Raw genomic sequence first — 17,715 nt, 5'->3', positions numbered from 1 at the left:
ATGATGTCGCTCTCGAGTTCGTGCGCGCCGAAGCGCACAGAGGAACCCATGCACTACAAAGATTTACGGAGGCTTACCGGAGGAATTTTCAACGCTTCTCGATATTTGGCAACAGTCCGTCGCGCAATTACCATGCCTTGTTCTCCCAGCATGTCCGCAATCTTACTGTCGGATAAAGGATTCTTGGGGTCTTCTGCTCCTGTCAATTGCACGATCAGCGCCCGTATCGCAGTCGATGAAGCTTCACCCCCAGCTTCGGTCGCGACGTGGCTGCCAAAGAAATATTTCAACTCAAACATGCCATGCGGGGTGAGCATATATTTTTGAGTTGTAACACGGGAAATAGTGCTCTCGTGTAGTCCCAGTGTATCAGCTATTTCACGCAACACAAGGGGTCTCATGGCAACCGCACCGTGGCTGAAAAAGTTCTTTTGTCTTTCTACTATCGCTTCCGCCACGCGCAGGATGGTGTCGAAGCGCTGGCGCATATTTTTGATCAGCCATTTGGCCTCTTGCAGCTGGCCATTCATCTGCGATTCGCTCTTGCCTTGCTTGAGCAGGTTCGCATACAGGGCATTCACGCGCAGGCGCGGCACCACGTCGTTATTCAGCGTGACGACCCAGCCGCCGCGGCCCTTCTTCACGATCACGTCCGGCACTACATAGTCTGACTCGCCTGACGCAAATTCGGCGCCCGGATGGGGGTTGCATTGGCGGATCACGGCTTGCGCTTCACGCAGGTCTTCGTCGTCGCAATCGAGCGTTTTCTTCAACTTGGTGAATTCGCGCTGGGCGAACCAGGCCAGGTGCTTCTCGACGATGGTCAGGGCCATGCGGCGCGTCACCAGCGGCACGCAGGGCATGCGCTTGATCTGCAGCGCCAGGCATTCGGAGGCGTTGCGGGCGCCGACGCCGGGCGGGTCGAAGCTTTGCAGCAGCACCAGGGTGCAGCGCAGGTCGTCCAGCTCGATTTCCAGCTCGGGCGGCAGGCGTTCCAGGATTTCTTCCAGCTGCTCTTCCAGGTAGCCGTTGTCGTCCAGCGCGTCGATGATCATTTCCATCAGGGCGCGGTCGCGCGGCTCCTGCAAGGTCACGCGCATCTGTTCCAGCAGGTGCTCGCGCAGGGTGCAGCCGGAGGCTTCCAGCTGCGGGCGGCTGTCTTCGTCGTCGGCGGATTTGCTGCCGGCGCTGGCGCTCCAGTCGGTATCGTCGCTGCCGTTGGCAGCGCCCTCGCCCTCGCCGCCTTCATAGCCTTCGCCTTCGCTGCCGGCGCTGGCGCCGGCTTCGCCGCCATCGGTGGCCTGGGCAGCTTCGGGCGTGGCGACGCTGTCGTTGCCGGAGCCCTGGCTGATGGCGCCGTCGGCCAGCAGGCGTACCGAGTGGTCGAGCGGATCGTCGAGGCGTTCCAGCATCGGGTTATCGCTCAGCAGCTGTTCCAGCTCCTGGTGCAGCTCCAGCGTGGACAGCTGCAGCAGGCGGATGGATTGTTGCAGCTGCGGCGTCAGCGCCAGGTGTTGCGAGGTTCGCAGTTGCAGTGTTTGTTTCATGGCTTTCGCTTACATGCGGAAGTGTTCGCCGAGATAGACCCGGCGTACGGATTCATTGGCGATGATGTCATCTGGGCGGCCCGAAGCCAGCACGGCGCCCTGGTTGATGATGTAGGCGCGGTCGCAAATGCCGAGGGTCTCACGCACATTATGGTCGGTGATCAGGACACCGATATTGCGCTCCTTCAGGAAACGTACGATACGTTGGATTTCGATCACGGCAATCGGGTCGACGCCGGCGAATGGCTCGTCCAGCAGCACGAAGCGCGGGTTGGTGGCCAGGGCGCGTGCGATTTCCACACGGCGGCGCTCGCCGCCCGACAGCGACAGGGCCTGGTTTTCGCGCAGCTTCTCAATCTGCAAGTCTGCCAGCAGGGCTTCCAGGCGCTGGTCGATTTCCGCCTTGGCCAGCGGCTTGCCGTCCACCTGCTGGATTTCCAGCACGGCGCGGATATTTTCTTCCACCGTCAGCTTGCGGAATACCGAAGCTTCCTGCGGCAGGTAGGACAGGCCCAGTTGCGCGCGCTTGTGGATCGGCAGGCTCGAGACGTCGCTGCCGCCGATATCGATGGTGCCGGCGTCGGATGCCACCAGGCCCACGATCATGTAGAAGGAAGTGGTCTTGCCGGCGCCGTTCGGGCCGAGCAGGCCCACCACTTCGCCGCAATCGACTTGCAGCGATACGTCGTGGACAACCTGGCGTTTACCGTAGGATTTCTGAAGGCCGCGCACCACCAGGGTGTCGGCGCAGGTATTTGCTTGCATGCTTACTTCTTCTCCGCCGGTGGTTCGGTGCGCGATGGCTGGATCACCATGGTGCCGCGGCCGCCGCCCGGCTTGCTCTCACCGGTGGCCGTGTTGCGCACGCTGAAGAATTCCTTGCGGCTGTCGTAGGAGATGAATTCGCCCTGCACTTCGTCGTTCTGCTTGCCGCCTTCCAGGCGGCGGATGGCGGCCTTGTTGAACATCTTCACCAGCTCGGCCTGCTCGTCGTATTCGATGCGGTCGGCATCGCCTTCGACCCACAGGTCGCCGGCGCCGTCGCGCTTCTGGCGGAAGGTAGCCTTCTTGCCGTCGCCGTACAGGGTCACCTGCTGGTAGCCTTCCGGCGACTGTTTGACCAGCGCGCGTTCGGCGGTCATGGTCAGGGTGCCGCGAGTCAGCTTGACGCCGCCGCTCATGATGGTCACCTGCTTGACGTCGTCGATATCCATCGCGCCGTAGCTGATGTTGGTCGGCTTGTAGGAGTCGGCCTTCTCGGCCAGGGCCGGGGCTGCAACTCCCAGCAGCAAAGCTGCCGACAACAGAAGTCGTTTCATAATCATTCCTTGTTTATTGTGCCTTCGGCGGCAGCACCAGCGTGCCGGCGCCTTCCAGGTGCAATTGGCGCGTCGCATTGTTGGCGCGCATGCTATTGGCGGTAGCGGTCGTATTCCCCAGCTTCATCTTCACCGGCTGGTCGGTTTCCATGCGGTCTTCATCGGGGAAGATCACCAGCTTCTCCGTCGCCATGTGCATTGGCTGCGCATTCTCGGCGGCGGCACGGTCGATGGTCACGCTGCCGTTCAGGGTGACGCGGCTGTTGGCGTCATCCACGCGCGCCATCTTCGCCACGATCTCCATCGGCGGCCGCTCGCCGGCGCCCAGGCTGCGCACGCGCGGCTTGTCGATTTCCGACGAGTCGTCGATCGGGCGGTGGGTCAGTTTGTCGCCGGCGATGATGTAGCTTGGCTTGCCTTCCTTCGACATGCGTACGAAGGAGAAGTTCTCGATGATGTAGTCCGGTTCATTGGCTTGCATATCGGCCTGCATTTCCTCGCCGGCGCGGTTCATCAGCTCCAGCAAATAGAAGCTGCCGAGCGCCGCCACCAGCACCAGGACCATGCCGATGGAAAGACGGAAACGGTGGGCGATTCTCTGGTTGCGCATGGCTTATACCAGGAACTGCGCCATCACGCGCTCGTAGCTGCCGGTGGCGCGCAGCACGAATTCGCAGGCTTCGCGCACGGCGCCGCGGCCGCCCGCTGCTTCGGTGATCCAGTGGGCGCGCGCATGCACTTCCGGGCGGCCGTTCGGCACGCTGACGGCAAAGCCTACGCGGCTCAGGATAGGCAGGTCCACCACGTCGTCGCCGATGAAGGCAACCTGCTCCTCGGTGATGCCCAGCTGTTCCAGCAGGGCCTTGAACGGGGTCAGTTTGTCGTGGCCGCCCTGGTGCACGTATTCGATGCCCAGGTCTTTGGCGCGCGCCAGCACGATAGGCGTACGGCGGGCGCTGATGATCGCGGTCTTGATGCCGGCTTCCTGCAACAGCTTGATGCCCAGGCCGTCGTGCACGTTGAAGGTCTTGACCATTTCGCCTTCGGCGCCGTAGGTCAGGCTGCCGTCGGTCAGCACGCCGTCCACGTCGAAGATGAACAGGCGTACCTTGGCGGCGCGGGCAACCAGGTCTTCGTGTTTCAGCTTCATCAGATCACCTTGGCGCGCGTCAGGTCGTGGATGTGCAGGGCGCCCACCAGGGTGCCGTCGGCGTCCACCACCAGCATCTGGTTGATGCGGAATTCTTCCATCACCGCCACGGCGTCCACCGCCAGCTGGTCGGGGCCGATGGTGCGCGGGTTCAGGTGCATCACGTCCTTGATCACCACCTTGCCGAAGTCCTGCACCTTCTCGATCATGCGGCGCAGGTCGCCGTCGGTGAACACGCCGACCGGCTTGTTGGCGGCATCGACCACGGCGGTCATGCCCATGCCCTTCTGGGTGATTTCCAGCAGCGCGTCCGGCAGGCGGGTGTCCAGGCCCACGGCCGGGATGGCGGCGTCCTTGCGCATGATGTCGCGCACATGGGTCAGCAGGCGGCGGCCCAGGGCGCCACCCGGATGGGAACGGGCGAAATCTTCTTCCTTGAAGCCGCGCAGCTCGAGCAGCGCGACGGCGATCGCGTCGCCCAGCGCCAGCGTGACGGTGGTCGACGCGGTCGGGGCCAGGTTCATCGGGCAGGCTTCTTTCGCCACCGAGACGTCCAGGTGCACGTCGGCGATCTGGGCCAGGCTCGATTGCGGCTTGCCGGTCATGGCGATCACGTGGCCGCCCATGCGCTTGACCACCGGCAGGATGGCCATCAGCTCGGACGCTTCGCCGGAATAGGAAATGGCGATCACCACGTCTTCCGGGGTCACCATGCCCAGGTCGCCGTGCGCGGCTTCGGCCGGGTGCACGAACAGGGCCGGGGTGCCGGTCGAGGCCAGGGTGGCGGCGATTTTCTTGCCGATATGGCCAGATTTGCCGATGCCCGACACCACCACGCGGCCTTTGCATTGCAGCAACAGGGACACGGCCTGGCCGACAGTTTCGTCGGTCGCCAGGCGCGCATTCAGCGCAGCCAGGGCGTCCGTTTCGATCTGCAGGGCCTGGCGCGCCAGTTCCAGGGCACGCGTTGCGGTCTTGGCATCAAAAGATTTCAGCATTGTTTTTTCATGGGTTAAACTCATGCCCGAAGTATAGCCGAATTAGATAAGCAAAAAACTTGCCAGACTAAACAAACAACGGATGTTCTCCCCCCTCGAGCTGACCCTTCTCCTCCTTGGCAGCGCCGTTTTAGGCGTGGTGGCCTTCCGTATGATGCACCTGCCGCCGATGCTGGGTTACCTGGCCGTCGGCATCCTGCTGGGTCCCCACGCCATGGGGTTGGCCGAGAATAGCCACGCTACCGAGCTGCTGGGCGAGTTCGGGGTGGTGTTCCTGATGTTCTCGATCGGGCTGGAGTTTTCCCTGCCCAAACTGATGGCCATGCGCTCGATTGTGTTCGGGCTGGGCATGGCGCAAGTGGTGCTGACCATTGCCGCCACCATGCTGTTTGGCTGGCTGATCCACTTCGTGCTGCCGCCCACCATCGAGCTCGGCTGGCAGGCTTCGTTCGCGCTGGGCGGCGCGCTGGCCATGTCGTCCACCGCCATTGTTGTCAAACTGCTCACTGAACGCCTGGAACTGGAAAGCGAGCATGGGCGCAAGATCATCGGCATCCTGCTGTTCCAGGACCTGGCGGTGGTGCCGCTGCTGATCCTGATCCCGGCGCTGGCGCAGAATCCGGCCGACCTGCCCAAGACCCTGGGGCTGGCCAGCCTGAAGGCGGCGGTGGTGCTGCTCCTGCTGCTGGCACTGGGCCAGAAAGTGATGCGCAAGTGGTTCACCATCGTCGTCATGCGCCGTTCGCAGGAACTGTTCATGCTCAACCTGCTGCTGGTGACCTTGGGCGCGGCCTGGATCACCGAGCGCGCCGGCCTGTCCCTGGCGCTGGGCGCTTTCGTGGCGGGCATGCTGATTTCCGAGACCGAATACAAGCACCAGGTGGAAGAGGACATCAAGCCGTTCCGCGACGTGCTGCTGGGGCTGTTCTTCATCACCGTCGGCATGCTGCTGAACGTGCGCATCGTGTTCGAGAACTGGTGGCTGGTCCTGGTGCTGCTGGCCGGTCCGGTGCTGCTCAAGTTTGCCCTGATTGCGGGGCTGGCACGGCTGTTCGGCGCTTCCACCTCCACGTCCATGCGTACCGGCCTGGCGCTGGCGCAGGCGGGTGAATTCGGCTTCGTGCTGCTGAACGTGGTGGGCGGCATGAAGCTGGTCGACCCCTTCGTGGTGCAGGTGGTGCTGGCGTCGATGGTGCTGTCGATGCTGCTGGCGCCCTTCCTGATCGCGCAGTCGGACAAGATCGTGCTGAAGTTCTCCGCCAATGAGTGGATGATGCAGTCGCTGAACCTGACCAATATCGCGGCGCGGACCATGTCGGCGCAAAAGCATGTGATCGTGGCGGGCTTTGGGCGCTCCGGCCAGTCGCTGGCGACCTTGCTGACCGAAGAGAAGATCCCTTACCAGGCGCTGGACCTGGATCCGATCCGGGTGCAGGAGGCGCAGGCCGCCGGCGCCAGCGTGTCCTATGGCGACGCGGCGCGCCGCGAGTCGCTGGTGGCGGCCGGCATCAAGCGGGCGTCGGCGGTGGTGATTACCTATGCTTCGACACCTTCCGCGCTGAAGGTGCTGCACCTGGTGCATGAGCTGGCGCCGGAGCTGCCGGTGATTGTGCGTTCGCATGACGACACGGACCTGGACCGGCTGAAGGAGGCCGGCGCCGCCGAAGTGGTGCCGGAACTGATGGAGGGCTCGCTGATGCTGGCGTCCCATGCGCTGGTGATGCTGGGCGTGCCTTTGCGGCGCGTGGTGCATCGCGTGCAGCGGGCGCGCGAGGAGCGCTATGCCTCGCTGCGCGGGTATTTCCATGGCGCGAGCGATTCCAGCGAGGAATCGGAGATGGTGCGGCTGCATTCGGTGTCGCTGGGGGAGCAGGCTTCCTGCATTGGCAAGTGCGTGCGGGACGTGGGGCTGGAAGCGGGTGGCGCAGAGATTTCCGCCATCCGGCGCGGGCGTGTGCGGCTGGAGGCCGAGCCGGGCATGACGCTGGAGGCGGGGGATGTGGTGGTGTTGCGCGGCACCGCTGAAGAAGTGGCGCGCGCGGAAAGCGACCTGCTGGCTTAAGCCGCGTAGCGGATCACGCGGTTGCGGCCGCCCTCTTTCGCCTGGTACAAGGCTTCATCCGCCTGCTCGATCAGCTGCGCCGCCTGCGCCTCCGGCTTGCCGCCATCCGGCACCTGCGACAGGCTGGACACGCCAACGGAGGCCGTAATCGACACTTTCACCCCATGCGACAGCTCGATCATGCTGGCCGCAATCCCGGCGCGGATACGCTCGGCCACATAGGCCGCACTCTCCAGGTCCGCATCGATCAGCAGCACCACGAACTCCTCGCCGCCAAAACGCGCCAGCGCATCGGACAGCCGCAGCTCGGCCTTGATGCGCGCCGCCACCTCGCGCAGCACTTCGTCGCCGCCGCCATGGCCAACGGTATCGTTGACCCGCTTGAAGTGGTCGATATCGATATACATGAACGACACCGGATACTCCTGCCGGCGCGCACGTGAAATCTCCTCCAGCAGGCGCCGGTCGACATACCGCCGGTTAAACACGCCGGTGAGAGCATCGGTCAAGCCCATATATTTCAGCATCTCGTTGGAGATCACGTTCTCCAGGCAGATGGCGATGATGGACGCCATGTGCTCGACGAAATCGGTGCCCAGGCTGGGCGAGAAGCGCGTCGGATCGGCGCTGCCCAGGTTGAGCGAGCCAATCAGACGCTTATTGCGCAGCAGCGGCACCACCCCCACGCTTTGCAGGCGCGCGGCCGGCTGCGGGAACTGGCGTCCATGTTTCAGCGCATCGAACATGCCCAGCTGGGGGCGCGGCGGCTGGCCGGGCAGCATGTCAAAGCCCAACCCTTCCACATCCGGCACGAACACCAGGTCCGGGAATTCCTTGAAATCGACGCCCAGCTTTTCCATCACGGTGCGGATATCGTCATCCACGTCGACCAGGGTCAGGGTCACCGCATCCAGGTCGGAAATCACCGGCAAGGTGCGGAAGATGGTGCCAATCAGCTCAGGGAAGCTGGCCGCGCCGACAATCTCCAGGTCGAACGCCTGGTGGCGCATCATGATCGAGTGATTGCGTTCGGCTTGCTCGATCAGGTAGGCAAGGCGGGTGCGCAGGGCCTGGTTTTCGGCCGCCAGGTCCGTTTGCGTAGGTTCCTTGCCCTTGATTTTCTGCGTGATCTCCATCGCCCGCCACAAATTCACTACTAAAACGCCAGTGTAACCTCGATTTGGTCTCCAACCCTTAGTTTTATGCCATCACCTGTTGTTACTACGGCATTCATACCGAAACAGATGCCGCCATCGACTTCCGCCTTGGCGCGGTAGCTTTGCAGGATGTCCAGCGGGTCGGGGCCGAACTCGCCGGTTGCCTGGTCGACCGAAGGCATGGGGCAGCGGGCGCATGGCTTGCAGGGCTTCAGCACGGCTTCGCCGATGCGCAGTTCGTCGGCGTAGTCTTCTTCGAAGGCGTCAATGTCGCCGATCACCAGGTTGGCGCGGAAGCGGTTCATCGGCAGCGGGGCACGGCCTTGCCTGGCCAGCTTGTCGTTCAGGTCCTGCAGCGAACCGGTGCCGGTGACCAGGATCGGGTAGCCGTCGGAGAACAGGGTCGGGTGCTGCTCGCCGTCGGTCCACTTGCCGCTGGTGAGGCGCTTGGCGTTGGCGTGGAAGCGCACCAGGCGGCATTCGATGCCGAGGAATTTGCTGAACCAGGTGGCGGTGGTTTCGTCGCAATCGTAGGCCAGGACGGTGTCTTCCCACACCTGTACTTGCAGCGATGGCGCGCTGTCGGGGTCGGGCAGGCCGAGGGGGATTTCCAGCTGCAGCATGCCGGGGGCGCGCAGTTCCAGCGTCTCGGCTTTAATGCGCGGCACGATCAGGGCCATGCGCGGGTGTTCGCGCTGGGTCAGGGCGTCGCCGTTGACGTCCACCAGCATCCACTCGCGGTCGTAGATTTGTTCGGTCATCAGGCCGGCGCGGGTCAGGGTGGCTTCCTTCAAGGAGAGGCCGGCGCAGGATTTGATGGGGTAGATATTGAGTTCGGAGATGATGGGCATGGTGCCCATCAGTATGGCAGAAAACCGGCAGAGCTGTGCCTGACCCGCAGGGTCAGGCACATGGCGCGCGTCAGGCCGCTTCGGCCTTCGGCTTTTTCGGCAGCTTGCTGCGTGCCGATGGCTTGTGGGTGCCAGGCTTCTTGGCGCGCTTTGCCGCAGCAGGCGCCGCTTCCGCCGCCACCGCGGCTTCCGCAGCGGCAGCCAGCACGGCTTCCGCCTGCTGCACCGCTTCTGCCGCATCGGCAGCGGCCTGCGCCACCTTGCTGCTGCGCGTACCGGCCTTCTTCGCGGCCGGCTTTTTGGCAGCGGCGCGGGTGCGCTTGGCTGGCGCCGCAGTTTCCGCCTCGGCGGGCGCTTCGACTATCGGCGCAACTTCCTCGACCGCCGCCACGGCAGCAACCTCGGCATCGGCAGCCACTTCCACCGCAGGCGCGTCGGCAGCGGCTGGCGCACCCTCGCCACGGCGGCCACGGCCGCCACGGCTGCCGCGGCCACGGCGACCTTCACGGCCTTCGCGTTCCGCCGGCGCGGCAGCTTCGCCGTGCGCCACCGGTGCGGCGTCGGCTTGCTCGGCGCCCTCGCCTTCCACTGCGGCCGCTGGAGCAGCTTCCTGCTCCACCACCGGCAGCACGACTGGCTGGCTGCTGCGGTACACATAAGCGCCCGACTTCTCATCGCGGCCGAATTCCAGCAGGCCGCGCGCCTTCATTTCCTCCAGCAGGTTGCCGAAGGTACGGAAACCGTAATACGACTCGCTGAAGTCCGGCTTGCGGCGCTTGATCGCTTCCTTCAGCACCGAAGCCCAGATCTTGCCCTCGCCGCGTTCGGCAGCCAGCGCGTCGAACGTGGTGTAGGCGATGTCGATGCACTGGTTGCGGCGCTTATCCATCTCCTCGCGGCGGCGCTTCTCCTCTTCCGGCGAACGCTTAGGCTGCTGCTCGCGGCTGTCGCGGCTGGCCTGGCGCTGGCGGCGCGATTCGCGCACCAGGTCGTCGTAGAAAATGAATTCGTCGCAGTTCGCCACCAGCAGGTCGGAAGTCGAATCCTTCACGCCCACGCCGATCACGCGCTTGGCGTTCTCGCGCAGCTTGGACACCAGCGGCGAAAAGTCGGAGTCGCCGGAGATGATGACGAAGGTGTTGACGTGGGCCTTGGTATAGCAGAGGTCCAGCGCATCGACCACCATGCGGATATCGGCCGAGTTCTTGCCGGACAGTCGCACGTGCGGGATTTCGATCAGCTCGAAGTTCGCCTCATGCATGGGGGCCTTGAAGCCCTTGTAGCGGTCCCAGTCGCAATAGGCCTTCTTGACCACGATGCTGCCCTTCAGCAGCAGTCGCTCCAGCACTGGTTTGATGTCGAATTTCTCGTAGTTGGCGTCGCGGACGCCCAGTGCGACGTTTTCAAAGTCGCAGAACAGCGCCATGCTGGCGTTTTCGTTCGGTGAGGCCATGGTGTTGGTCTTATTTGCTGTGCACAATCCGACGATTATACTATTTCGCAAACATTAACCAGGAGACCTCCATGAAGCACCTGCTGATCGCCGCCGCCGCCGCCCTGATGATGCATAGCGCCATGGCGGCCGATAAGGACGCCGAATTCCGCCAGCAGGTGAATGCCTTCGTCGACCGCTGGCACGACGATGCCGCCAACACCCGCCCCGACTACTGGGACAAGTTCGCACCCGACGGCGTGTTTATCGGCACCGACAAGAGCGAGGTATGGAGCTACCAGGAATTCAAGGCCTGGGCCAAGCGCTTCTGGGACCGCAAGAAGGCCTGGAATTTCACCGCGCAAAAGCGCAATGTCTACTTCTCACCCGATAAGAAATACGTGTGGTTCGACGAGCAGTTGAATACACAGATGGGGACCTGCCAGGCCAGCGGCGTGCTGCGCAACACCGGCAAGGGCTTCCTGATCGAGCACTACCAGCTGTCGCTGGCCGTGCCCAACCCGCTGATGGACAGCTTCACCAAAGCCATCCGCGAGCATGAAGCGGCTCAGGAACCGAACAAGCCGTAATCCGGCTCGGCCTGCCCAATCAGGATGGCCATGTGCGCCGGCGGCTCGGACGCGGCCATGTCCTGCAATACCTTCGGCAGACTGCGTACGGCCGTAAAGGCAGTGGCATCGGTGGTGATCGAGTCCACAAAGACCTTGCCCACTTCCGTGTGCGCAAGATACAAGCCGCTCAGTACTCTTTCGATCTTGAGCGACGTGGTAAACATCTCGGCACCGATGGTGCGGTTTTCCAGCACGTCACGGTCGTCGCCCAGAGCACCCAGCAGGAAGCTTTGCACCAGCTGGTCGATCTTCATCTTCCCGCTCGACAGGGCATCACTGTAGAACGACAGGCCGGCCACGTCGCCATGGCGGCCGAACAGATTCAGGTAGAGCTTGTCCACCACCTGTGCATGGCTCATGCCCAGCACGCTGTTGAGGTATTCCGATGTTTGCGACAACTGCTGGCTGACTGCGGCGAATGACGACTTGTCGAGCGTTTCGCACCATAGCTTCAATTCACCGACCGACGCGGGGCGGTTGAAATAGGCAAGGAACAGCTCCTGCACCATGTCTTCGCTATCCAGCCTGGGCGCGGCGATGACATCATGCGCCACCAGCTTGTGCTGAGCAACGGATATGATGATTTCGAAGAGGCTGGGCAGCGTGCCAAGCGCGGCGTATACGCTGGCGTCGTCGCCGATCGAAGCGATGAAGTCCTTGGCCTTCTTGATGAGCCCAGTCGAGTTGTAATAGTTGATGTTTACCGGATCGATGCCCAGGGCTGTCGTGAACAATTCCGCAGCGACCATTTTGTTATCGATGATCTCGAAGTCGCTGCCTACGGCGCCTTTCAGGATATCGACTGCGACAAAGTCCAGCGACGCCTTGCCCGAATCGAGCATGCCTTTGTAAAAGGCCAGGCCGCCGTCATCGGCATGCCGGCCGAACAGGTTGAGGTACAGCGTGTCGACGGCTTCCGCATTGCTCTTTCCCGCAAACAGCGCGCGGTACTCTGGTTGCCTGGCAAATTCGGCGCTGATACCAGCGGCGCCAATGGTCGGCAGCCAATGGAGCCAGAATTCAAGCCCGGGCGGATCGGCGGGACGCTGGAAATAGGCAAGGTAGAGCTGCTGGATGGTATCGATTTGAGCAGGCGTGGTCATGGTGCGATCTCCGCCAAGGGCACACCGATCAGTTGGGTGAGGGAAATCGGGGTGTTCATCATGTCCTGCACCTCATGCAGCATTTTCGGCAAATCGCGCAGGGCCTGGTACAGGCTGGCGTCGCTGGTGACCGTATCCAGGAACGCTTTGCCCGGAACCTTGTACAGGTTATAGATTTCGATCAGCTGCGGTTCGATCTTGAGCGCGGTGGTGAACAGCTCCGCGCCAATCATGCGGTTCTCGAGGACGTCGTGGTCCATGCCCAAGGCGCCATTGATAAAGCCGAGCAGCAGCTGGTCCACGGTCGTCTTCCCGCTCGACAGCGCATCGGCGTAGAAGGCCACCCCCGCGCTTTCGCCGTGGCGGCCAAACAGGTTCATATACAGCTGGTCCACTACTTGCGCATGGCTCAGATTCTGCACGCTGTCGGTGTACTCCTTTAATTGCGACAGCTGTTTGCTGACTGCGGCAAAGCCGGACTTGGCGTACGTGTCGCTCCACAAGGCCAGTTCATCCACCGTGGCCGGGCGATCGAAGTAGGCCAGGAATAGCCGCTGCACCGCGTCATCGTTATTCAGCGGCAGTGACGGGTAGGCATCGTGCGCCACGGCGCCTTGCGCGCCGCTGCCGATGGGATGCATGACTAGCTCAAGCACGTTGGGCAGCGCAGCGAGCGCGTTGTACAGGCTAGCGTCACTACTGACCATCCCGACGAAGTCCTTGCCCCGGCTTAAATAGTCCGCGTAACCAAGGAGGTTGCCTGGGTCAATGCCGAGGGCGGTGGTGAACAAGTCGGTCGCGACGACTTTGTTCTTGACGATTTCCAGATCGCTGCCCACCGCACCTTTCAGGATTTCGGCGGCAACAGCGTCCACTGTGGTTTTGCCCGAGTCGAGCGCATTCTTGTAAAACGCCAAGCCGACGGCATCCGGACGCTGACCAAACAGGTTGAGGTAAAGCGTTTCCACCACTTCCGCATTGGACTTTCCTGCAGTGAGCGCACGGTACTCCGGCGATTTGGCAAATGCGGCGCCAATGGCGTCGATGCCTTGCGTATCCATGATATGCATCCAATACTGCAGTCCCAGCGGATCGGCTGGGCGCTGGAGGTAGGCGAGATACAACTGCTGGATCGATTCGATTTTGGTTGGGGTAGTCATAGTGCGGCCGATTGTATCAATGCTTTTTTGGCAAAAGTCTCACCCAAAATCACCTCTTCAAATATTTTTTGCGGATATCTGGAACTTTTTCGCAGCTTGGCCGGAATATCACCAAACATATGAAGATGACCGAGCCAACCACCATCGCCGATACAGACTTGCTGCGCCAGCTGCGCCTGGGCGATGCCAGCGCCTTCCGCACGCTTTACCAGCGCCACCAGGGTGCCCTGTTCCGCTTCGCCGCCATGCGTTGCGGCTCCACCGATACCGCCGCTGACGTGGTGCAGGAAGTGTTCATGGGATTGCTGGCTGGTAGCCTGGCCTTCGACGCGACACGCGGCGCGCTGGCGCCATTCTTGTTCGGCGTCGCCCGCAATTTGCTGCTCAGGCAAGAGGAAGCACGCCGCCGCACTGCAAGCCTGCCGGAGCTTGGCGAGGACGACAGCGAGCTTGAGCTGCCCGACGACAGTGCGGAACCGCTGGCGCGCATGCTCAGCGACGAACGGGCCGAGGATGTGCGGCGGGCCCTTGCGCAATTGCCGCCGCATTACCGCGACGTGGTCATCCTCTATGAATTGCATGATCTGTCCTACGTGGAAATTGCTTCCATCTGCCAGATCGACCTCGGCACTGTCCGCTCGCGCCTGTCGCGGGCACGGTCGGCCCTGGTGAAACGATTAGGGGCGCACCGCCCCACTTTGATTGATGCAGGTGAATGACATGACTACTCCGGAACATGATGAATCGCTACTCGCCCCGTCCTTCGACGCCCTGCGCGCCGCCAGCCATGGGCTGGACACCCCGCCCGAGGTCGAACAGGCATTGCTAAGCACCTTCGCCAGGCAGTTCCCGAAAAAGCGCTGGTATCAGCGCCTGGGCCGCCAGCAATGGGGCGTGGCGAGCGGGATCCTGGCCGGGGCAGGCACACTGGCGATCCTGGCCGTTACGCTTGTCGCGCCAATGCCGGAGCGCTCTGGCCAGCCGGCCTTCCTCGATGAGGGCGGCGACTTCATCGCGCTCGAATCACGCGAACGCATTGAGATGGAAGCGGCGCCGCAGCTGGTGGAAGCAGTCCTGCCGCGCACCGCCCTGGCCGGCATGGCCGGAGCGCTCGATCCGCAAACCGCGGGCGAATCGGTACGCGCCCAATTGCTTATCGGCGCGGACGGCGAACCGTTGGCCCTGCGCTTGCTGCCTTTGTAATACATCGAATTTACACCACATGGAGGAAACCATGCATACCAAGAAGGTCCTGATTGCAGTCTTGCTGGGCAGCTTGCTTGCCCCGGCATTTGCGGACGAAGCGGGCGAAGGCCCGGAGCAGCGCACCATCGTCATCGCCAATGAGGTGCATGGCCCGGACGGCTTGCGCATCGCCAGTCCGCTGCTGCGTGCCGAACGATTCGTCAAAGGCGCCCCCTATTCGGCCGATGTCATCAGCGAGCGCCAGCAAAATCTGTCCGATGGCAACGAGATTGCCGTCAAGTCCAGTTCCCGGAGCTACCGCGACAGCAATGGCCGCACGCGCCAGGAAATCCGCGACGCCAAGGGTGAGCTGCGTACCATCACGATCCGCGAAACCGACGGCACCACGTATATCCTGAATCCGCAGCGGAAAACCGCCAACAAGATTACCGCCCCGCGTGCAATGCGTGAAATGGCGCGCGCCAGGATCGAAGCGCTGCGCAAGGAAGGCAGGACGCCGGGCGCCACGCAGGACACGGGTCCGAATGGCGAGGCGATCGTCATCAAGCGCGTCGAGCGAGTCGACGGCGAACAGCGCCGGAACGTTCAGGAAAATGTGCGCGTGCTCACCACCAGGTCGGTGGCTGAAGCCGGTGTGGCGCGCGAGCTGGCGCATGGGCTGACCCTGGGCGGCGCTTTCGCCGACCATAAATATGCATCCAAGGCCAGCACCAGCGAATTGGGCAGCAAGGAGATCGAAGGCCTGAAGGCAGAGGGCAGCATGCGCAGCTATGAAATCCCCGCTGGCGAAGTAGGCAACCGCAATGTGATCGTCGTCTCGCACGAAACCTGGTATTCGCCGGAGCTGCAGGTCGTCTTGATGACCAAACACAGCGACCCGCGCCGCGGCGAGGACGTCTATCGCCTCGCCAATATCAAACGCGCCGAACCCGATGCGGCACTGTTCACCGTTCCCTCCGACTATACCGTCAAGGAGATCACGCCGAACGTGGAAAAGGTCATCGAAAAGAAGGCGCCCTGACCAAGGCTGGGCCCAAAACGAAAACGCCCTCTTTGCAGAGGGCGTTTTTGCGTGGTTCCGTAATGGATCAGACGTTGAACAGGAAGTTCAGCACGTCGCCGTCCTTGACCACATATTCCTTGCCTTCAGCGCGCATCTTGCCCGCTTCCTTGGCGCCGGACTCGCCTTTGTAGGCGATGAAGTCGTCGAAGGCGATGGTTTGGGCGCGGATGAAGCCGCGTTCGAAGTCGGTGTGGATCACGCCCGCAGCTTGCGGAGCGGTGTCGCCGATGTGGATGGTCCAGGCGCGCACTTCCTTCACGCCGGCGGTGAAGTAGGTCTGCAGGCCGAGCAGCTTGAAGCCGGCGCGGATCAGGCGGTCCAGGCCTGGCTCTTCCATGCCCATGTCGGCCAGGAAGGCTGCCTTGTCGGCGTCGTCCAGTTCAGCGATTTCGGATTCGATGGCGGCGCAGATGGCCACGATCGGGGCGTTCTGCGCTTCGGCGTACTTGGTCAGCTGGTCCAGCAGCGGGTTGTTGGTGAAGCCGCTGTCGGACACGTTGGCCACGTACATGGCTGGCTTGGCGGTGATCAGGCACAGTGGCTTGATCAGGGCCATGTCTTCGGCGCCCAGGCCCATGGCGCGCACCGGCTTGGCTTCGTTCAGGTGCGGTACCAGGGTTTCCAGCAGGGCCACCAGCTTGGCCGAATCCTTGTCGCCGGAGCGGGCTTTTTTCTGCTCGCGGGCGATGGTCTTTTCCACGGTCGACAGGTCGGCCAGGGCCAGTTCGGTCTGGATCACTTCGATATCGTCCAGCGGCGATACGCGGCCGGAAACGTGCACCACATTATCGTCCTCGAAGCAGCGCACCACGTTGACGATGGCGTCGGTTTCGCGGATGTGGGACAGGAACTGGTTGCCCAGGCCTTCACCTTTGGACGCGCCAGCCACCAGGCCGGCGATGTCGACGAATTCCACGATGGCAGGAACGATGCGCTCCGGCTTGACGATCTCCGACAGCTGGTTCAGGCGCGGATCCGGTACTTCCACCACGCCGACGTTCGGCTCGATGGTGCAGAACGGGTAGTTCTCGGCCGCGATGCCGGCCTTGGTCAGTGCATTGAAGAGGGTGGACTTGCCGACGTTAGGCAGGCCGACGATGCCGCATTTCAGACTCATGGAAAAACCTTTAATGATATTGTTCTGCTACGGGATTTCCCGCAAATAGACCGAGATTGTACCCCATAACATGTCAAGAACCGCCCATTTCACCCTGCTGGCCCACTACAACGAGTGGATGAACGAAAAGCTGTACGAGGCGGCTGCCGCCTTGCCGCCCGGCGCGCTGGAGGCCGAACGGGGAGCGTTCTTCGGCTCCCTGCTGGCCACCTTGAACCATATCGCGGTGGCGGACACCATCTGGCTCAAACGCATCGCCGCCCATCCGCGCTTTGCCGCCGTACTGGCGCCGATGTCGCATATGGCGATGCCGGCGGCGCTGGACCAGCCGCTGTGCGACTCCTTCGACGCCCTGCGCGACCGGCGCGCGTGGCTCGACCGCATGATCCGGGACTGGATGGCGCAACTGGTGGAGGATGACCTGGATGCGGTGGTCAGCTATCGCCGCATGAATGGCGAGGCCAATAACAAGCAGCTTGGCTTGCTGCTGCTGCACTTCTTTAACCATCAGACCCACCATCGCGGCCAGGCTACGACCCTGCTGTCCCAGGCCGGGGTGGATGTGGGCGTAACCGATCTGCTGATGCTGGTGCCGGAAGCGGAGGTTTGAGCAGCATCAAATCCTGATACCTTTGCGGGCGGCTGGCGATACAGGTATCGCCAGTGCTTGTGCTATTGTGGCTAACGGCAAATAATGCTTTTAATACAATAGAAGGAGCATTCATGGATTTGCTTTGGTTTATCGTGCTATGCGTGGTGGCGCGCTGGGCCTGGGTGGCCCGCCGTGACGCGCGCTGGGCACGCGAACACACACTCCAGCTGCAAGTCGAACTGGTAGGCATGGAGGACAAGCTGGCCAGCATGGAGCGCCAGCTGGCCCGGCAAGCCGTGGCTGATGCCCCTGCCCCCGCCGCCGCG

General features: G+C 62.6%; 19 protein-coding genes. 7 read left to right on the top strand and 12 right to left on the bottom strand.

The genetic code is table 11. The annotated features are described in order from the left end of the window. Positions 1-53: 53 nt before the first annotated feature. Genes AAHE99_RS05015 through AAHE99_RS04990 form a run of 6 tightly spaced genes read right to left on the bottom strand, consistent with a single transcriptional unit; the run spans position 54 to position 5,014 of the window. Entirely contained in the window at positions 54-1,547 is a 1,494-nt protein-coding gene (locus AAHE99_RS05015) for an RNA polymerase factor sigma-54 (RefSeq protein ID WP_342115060.1), read from the bottom strand. A gap of 9 nt (positions 1,548-1,556) precedes the next feature. Continuing rightward, entirely contained in the window at positions 1,557-2,312 is a 756-nt protein-coding gene (lptB, locus tag AAHE99_RS05010) for an LPS export ABC transporter ATP-binding protein (RefSeq protein ID WP_342115058.1), read from the bottom strand. 2 nt (positions 2,313-2,314) lie between these two features. Beyond that, on the bottom strand, positions 2,315-2,866 hold the full coding sequence (gene lptA, locus AAHE99_RS05005; RefSeq protein ID WP_342115056.1) for a lipopolysaccharide transport periplasmic protein LptA: 552 nt from the start codon (positions 2,864-2,866) through the stop codon (positions 2,315-2,317). Positions 2,867-2,879: 13 nt separating this feature from the next. Next, positions 2,880-3,476 (bottom strand): LPS export ABC transporter periplasmic protein LptC, encoded by a 597-nt coding sequence (gene lptC / locus AAHE99_RS05000; RefSeq protein ID WP_342115055.1) that lies wholly within the window; start codon positions 3,474-3,476, stop codon positions 2,880-2,882. 3 nt (positions 3,477-3,479) lie between these two features. After that, positions 3,480-4,016 carry a KdsC family phosphatase gene (locus AAHE99_RS04995; protein WP_342115053.1) on the bottom strand — a complete coding sequence of 179 codons (537 nt, stop codon included), beginning with the start codon at positions 4,014-4,016 and terminating at the stop codon, positions 3,480-3,482. Continuing rightward, complete coding sequence (locus AAHE99_RS04990; RefSeq protein ID WP_342115052.1) at positions 4,016-5,014, bottom strand: KpsF/GutQ family sugar-phosphate isomerase; 999 nt, start codon at positions 5,012-5,014, stop codon at positions 4,016-4,018. Before AAHE99_RS04990 ends, AAHE99_RS04995 begins: the two co-directional genes overlap by 1 nt. An 82-nt stretch (positions 5,015-5,096) precedes the next feature. On the opposite strand from AAHE99_RS04990, the gene AAHE99_RS04985 reads away from it, so the two are divergent. Beyond that, positions 5,097-7,076, top strand: coding sequence for a cation:proton antiporter domain-containing protein (locus AAHE99_RS04985; protein ID WP_342115051.1), 1,980 nt, complete (start codon positions 5,097-5,099; stop codon positions 7,074-7,076). Here the strand turns inward: AAHE99_RS04985 and AAHE99_RS04980 are convergent. The 3 genes from AAHE99_RS04980 to AAHE99_RS04970 all read right to left on the bottom strand — a co-directional run bounded on the left by AAHE99_RS04980 (position 7,073) and on the right by AAHE99_RS04970 (position 10,537). After that, positions 7,073-8,212 carry a GGDEF domain-containing protein gene (locus AAHE99_RS04980; RefSeq protein WP_342115469.1) on the bottom strand — a complete coding sequence of 380 codons (1,140 nt, stop codon included), beginning with the start codon at positions 8,210-8,212 and terminating at the stop codon, positions 7,073-7,075. The two genes, AAHE99_RS04985 and AAHE99_RS04980, sit on opposite strands and share 4 nt — an antisense overlap. A 20-nt stretch (positions 8,213-8,232) precedes the next feature. Then, positions 8,233-9,084: an MOSC domain-containing protein gene (locus AAHE99_RS04975; RefSeq protein WP_342115049.1), complete on the bottom strand. Its 852-nt coding sequence runs from the start codon at positions 9,082-9,084 to the stop codon at positions 8,233-8,235. 70 nt (positions 9,085-9,154) lie between these two features. After that, positions 9,155-10,537, bottom strand: a complete 1,383-nt coding sequence (locus AAHE99_RS04970) for an NYN domain-containing protein (protein WP_342115046.1) — start codon at positions 10,535-10,537, stop codon at positions 9,155-9,157. A gap of 71 nt (positions 10,538-10,608) precedes the next feature. Here AAHE99_RS04970 and AAHE99_RS04965 point away from each other — a divergent pair, with 71 nt between their 5' ends. Further along, on the top strand, positions 10,609-11,106 hold the full coding sequence (locus AAHE99_RS04965; RefSeq protein WP_342115044.1) for a nuclear transport factor 2 family protein: 498 nt from the start codon (positions 10,609-10,611) through the stop codon (positions 11,104-11,106). Here the strand turns inward: AAHE99_RS04965 and AAHE99_RS04960 are convergent. After that, positions 11,085-12,251, bottom strand: coding sequence for a DUF4214 domain-containing protein (locus AAHE99_RS04960; RefSeq protein ID WP_342115043.1), 1,167 nt, complete (start codon positions 12,249-12,251; stop codon positions 11,085-11,087). The genes AAHE99_RS04965 and AAHE99_RS04960 overlap by 22 nt on opposite strands. Then, complete coding sequence (locus tag AAHE99_RS04955) at positions 12,248-13,411, bottom strand: DUF4214 domain-containing protein (protein WP_342115040.1); 1,164 nt, start codon at positions 13,409-13,411, stop codon at positions 12,248-12,250. The genes AAHE99_RS04960 and AAHE99_RS04955 overlap by 4 nt, the downstream gene beginning before the upstream one ends. 119 nt (positions 13,412-13,530) lie before the next feature. On the opposite strand from AAHE99_RS04955, the gene AAHE99_RS04950 reads away from it, so the two are divergent. Genes AAHE99_RS04950 through AAHE99_RS04940 form a run of 3 tightly spaced genes read left to right on the top strand, consistent with a single transcriptional unit; the run spans position 13,531 to position 15,638 of the window. Further along, complete coding sequence (locus tag AAHE99_RS04950) at positions 13,531-14,130, top strand: RNA polymerase sigma factor (protein WP_342115038.1); 600 nt, start codon at positions 13,531-13,533, stop codon at positions 14,128-14,130. 1 nt (position 14,131) lies between these two features. Then, complete coding sequence (locus AAHE99_RS04945; RefSeq protein WP_342115036.1) at positions 14,132-14,614, top strand: hypothetical protein; 483 nt, start codon at positions 14,132-14,134, stop codon at positions 14,612-14,614. A 31-nt stretch (positions 14,615-14,645) separates the two neighbouring features. Then, positions 14,646-15,638, top strand: coding sequence for a hypothetical protein (locus AAHE99_RS04940; RefSeq protein WP_342115034.1), 993 nt, complete (start codon positions 14,646-14,648; stop codon positions 15,636-15,638). 67 nt (positions 15,639-15,705) lie between these two features. Here the strand turns inward: AAHE99_RS04940 and ychF are convergent, their stop codons facing one another. Then, positions 15,706-16,797, bottom strand: a complete 1,092-nt coding sequence (ychF, locus tag AAHE99_RS04935) for a redox-regulated ATPase YchF (RefSeq protein ID WP_342115032.1) — start codon at positions 16,795-16,797, stop codon at positions 15,706-15,708. Positions 16,798-16,867: 70 nt separating this feature from the next. Between ychF and AAHE99_RS04930 the strand changes: the two genes are divergently transcribed. Then, positions 16,868-17,407 carry a DinB family protein gene (locus tag AAHE99_RS04930; protein ID WP_342115030.1) on the top strand — a complete coding sequence of 180 codons (540 nt, stop codon included), beginning with the start codon at positions 16,868-16,870 and terminating at the stop codon, positions 17,405-17,407. A gap of 113 nt (positions 17,408-17,520) precedes the next feature. After that, on the top strand, positions 17,521-17,715 hold a 195-nt coding region (locus AAHE99_RS04925), incomplete at its 3' end, for a hypothetical protein (protein WP_342115028.1).

It is taken from the genome of Pseudoduganella sp. OTU4001, from assembly GCF_038440195.1.
Lineage (GTDB): Bacteria > Pseudomonadota > Gammaproteobacteria > Burkholderiales > Burkholderiaceae_D > Rugamonas.
Note: the sequence above shows the minus strand (reverse complement) of the source record. Positions and strands in the feature narration are given on the sequence as shown.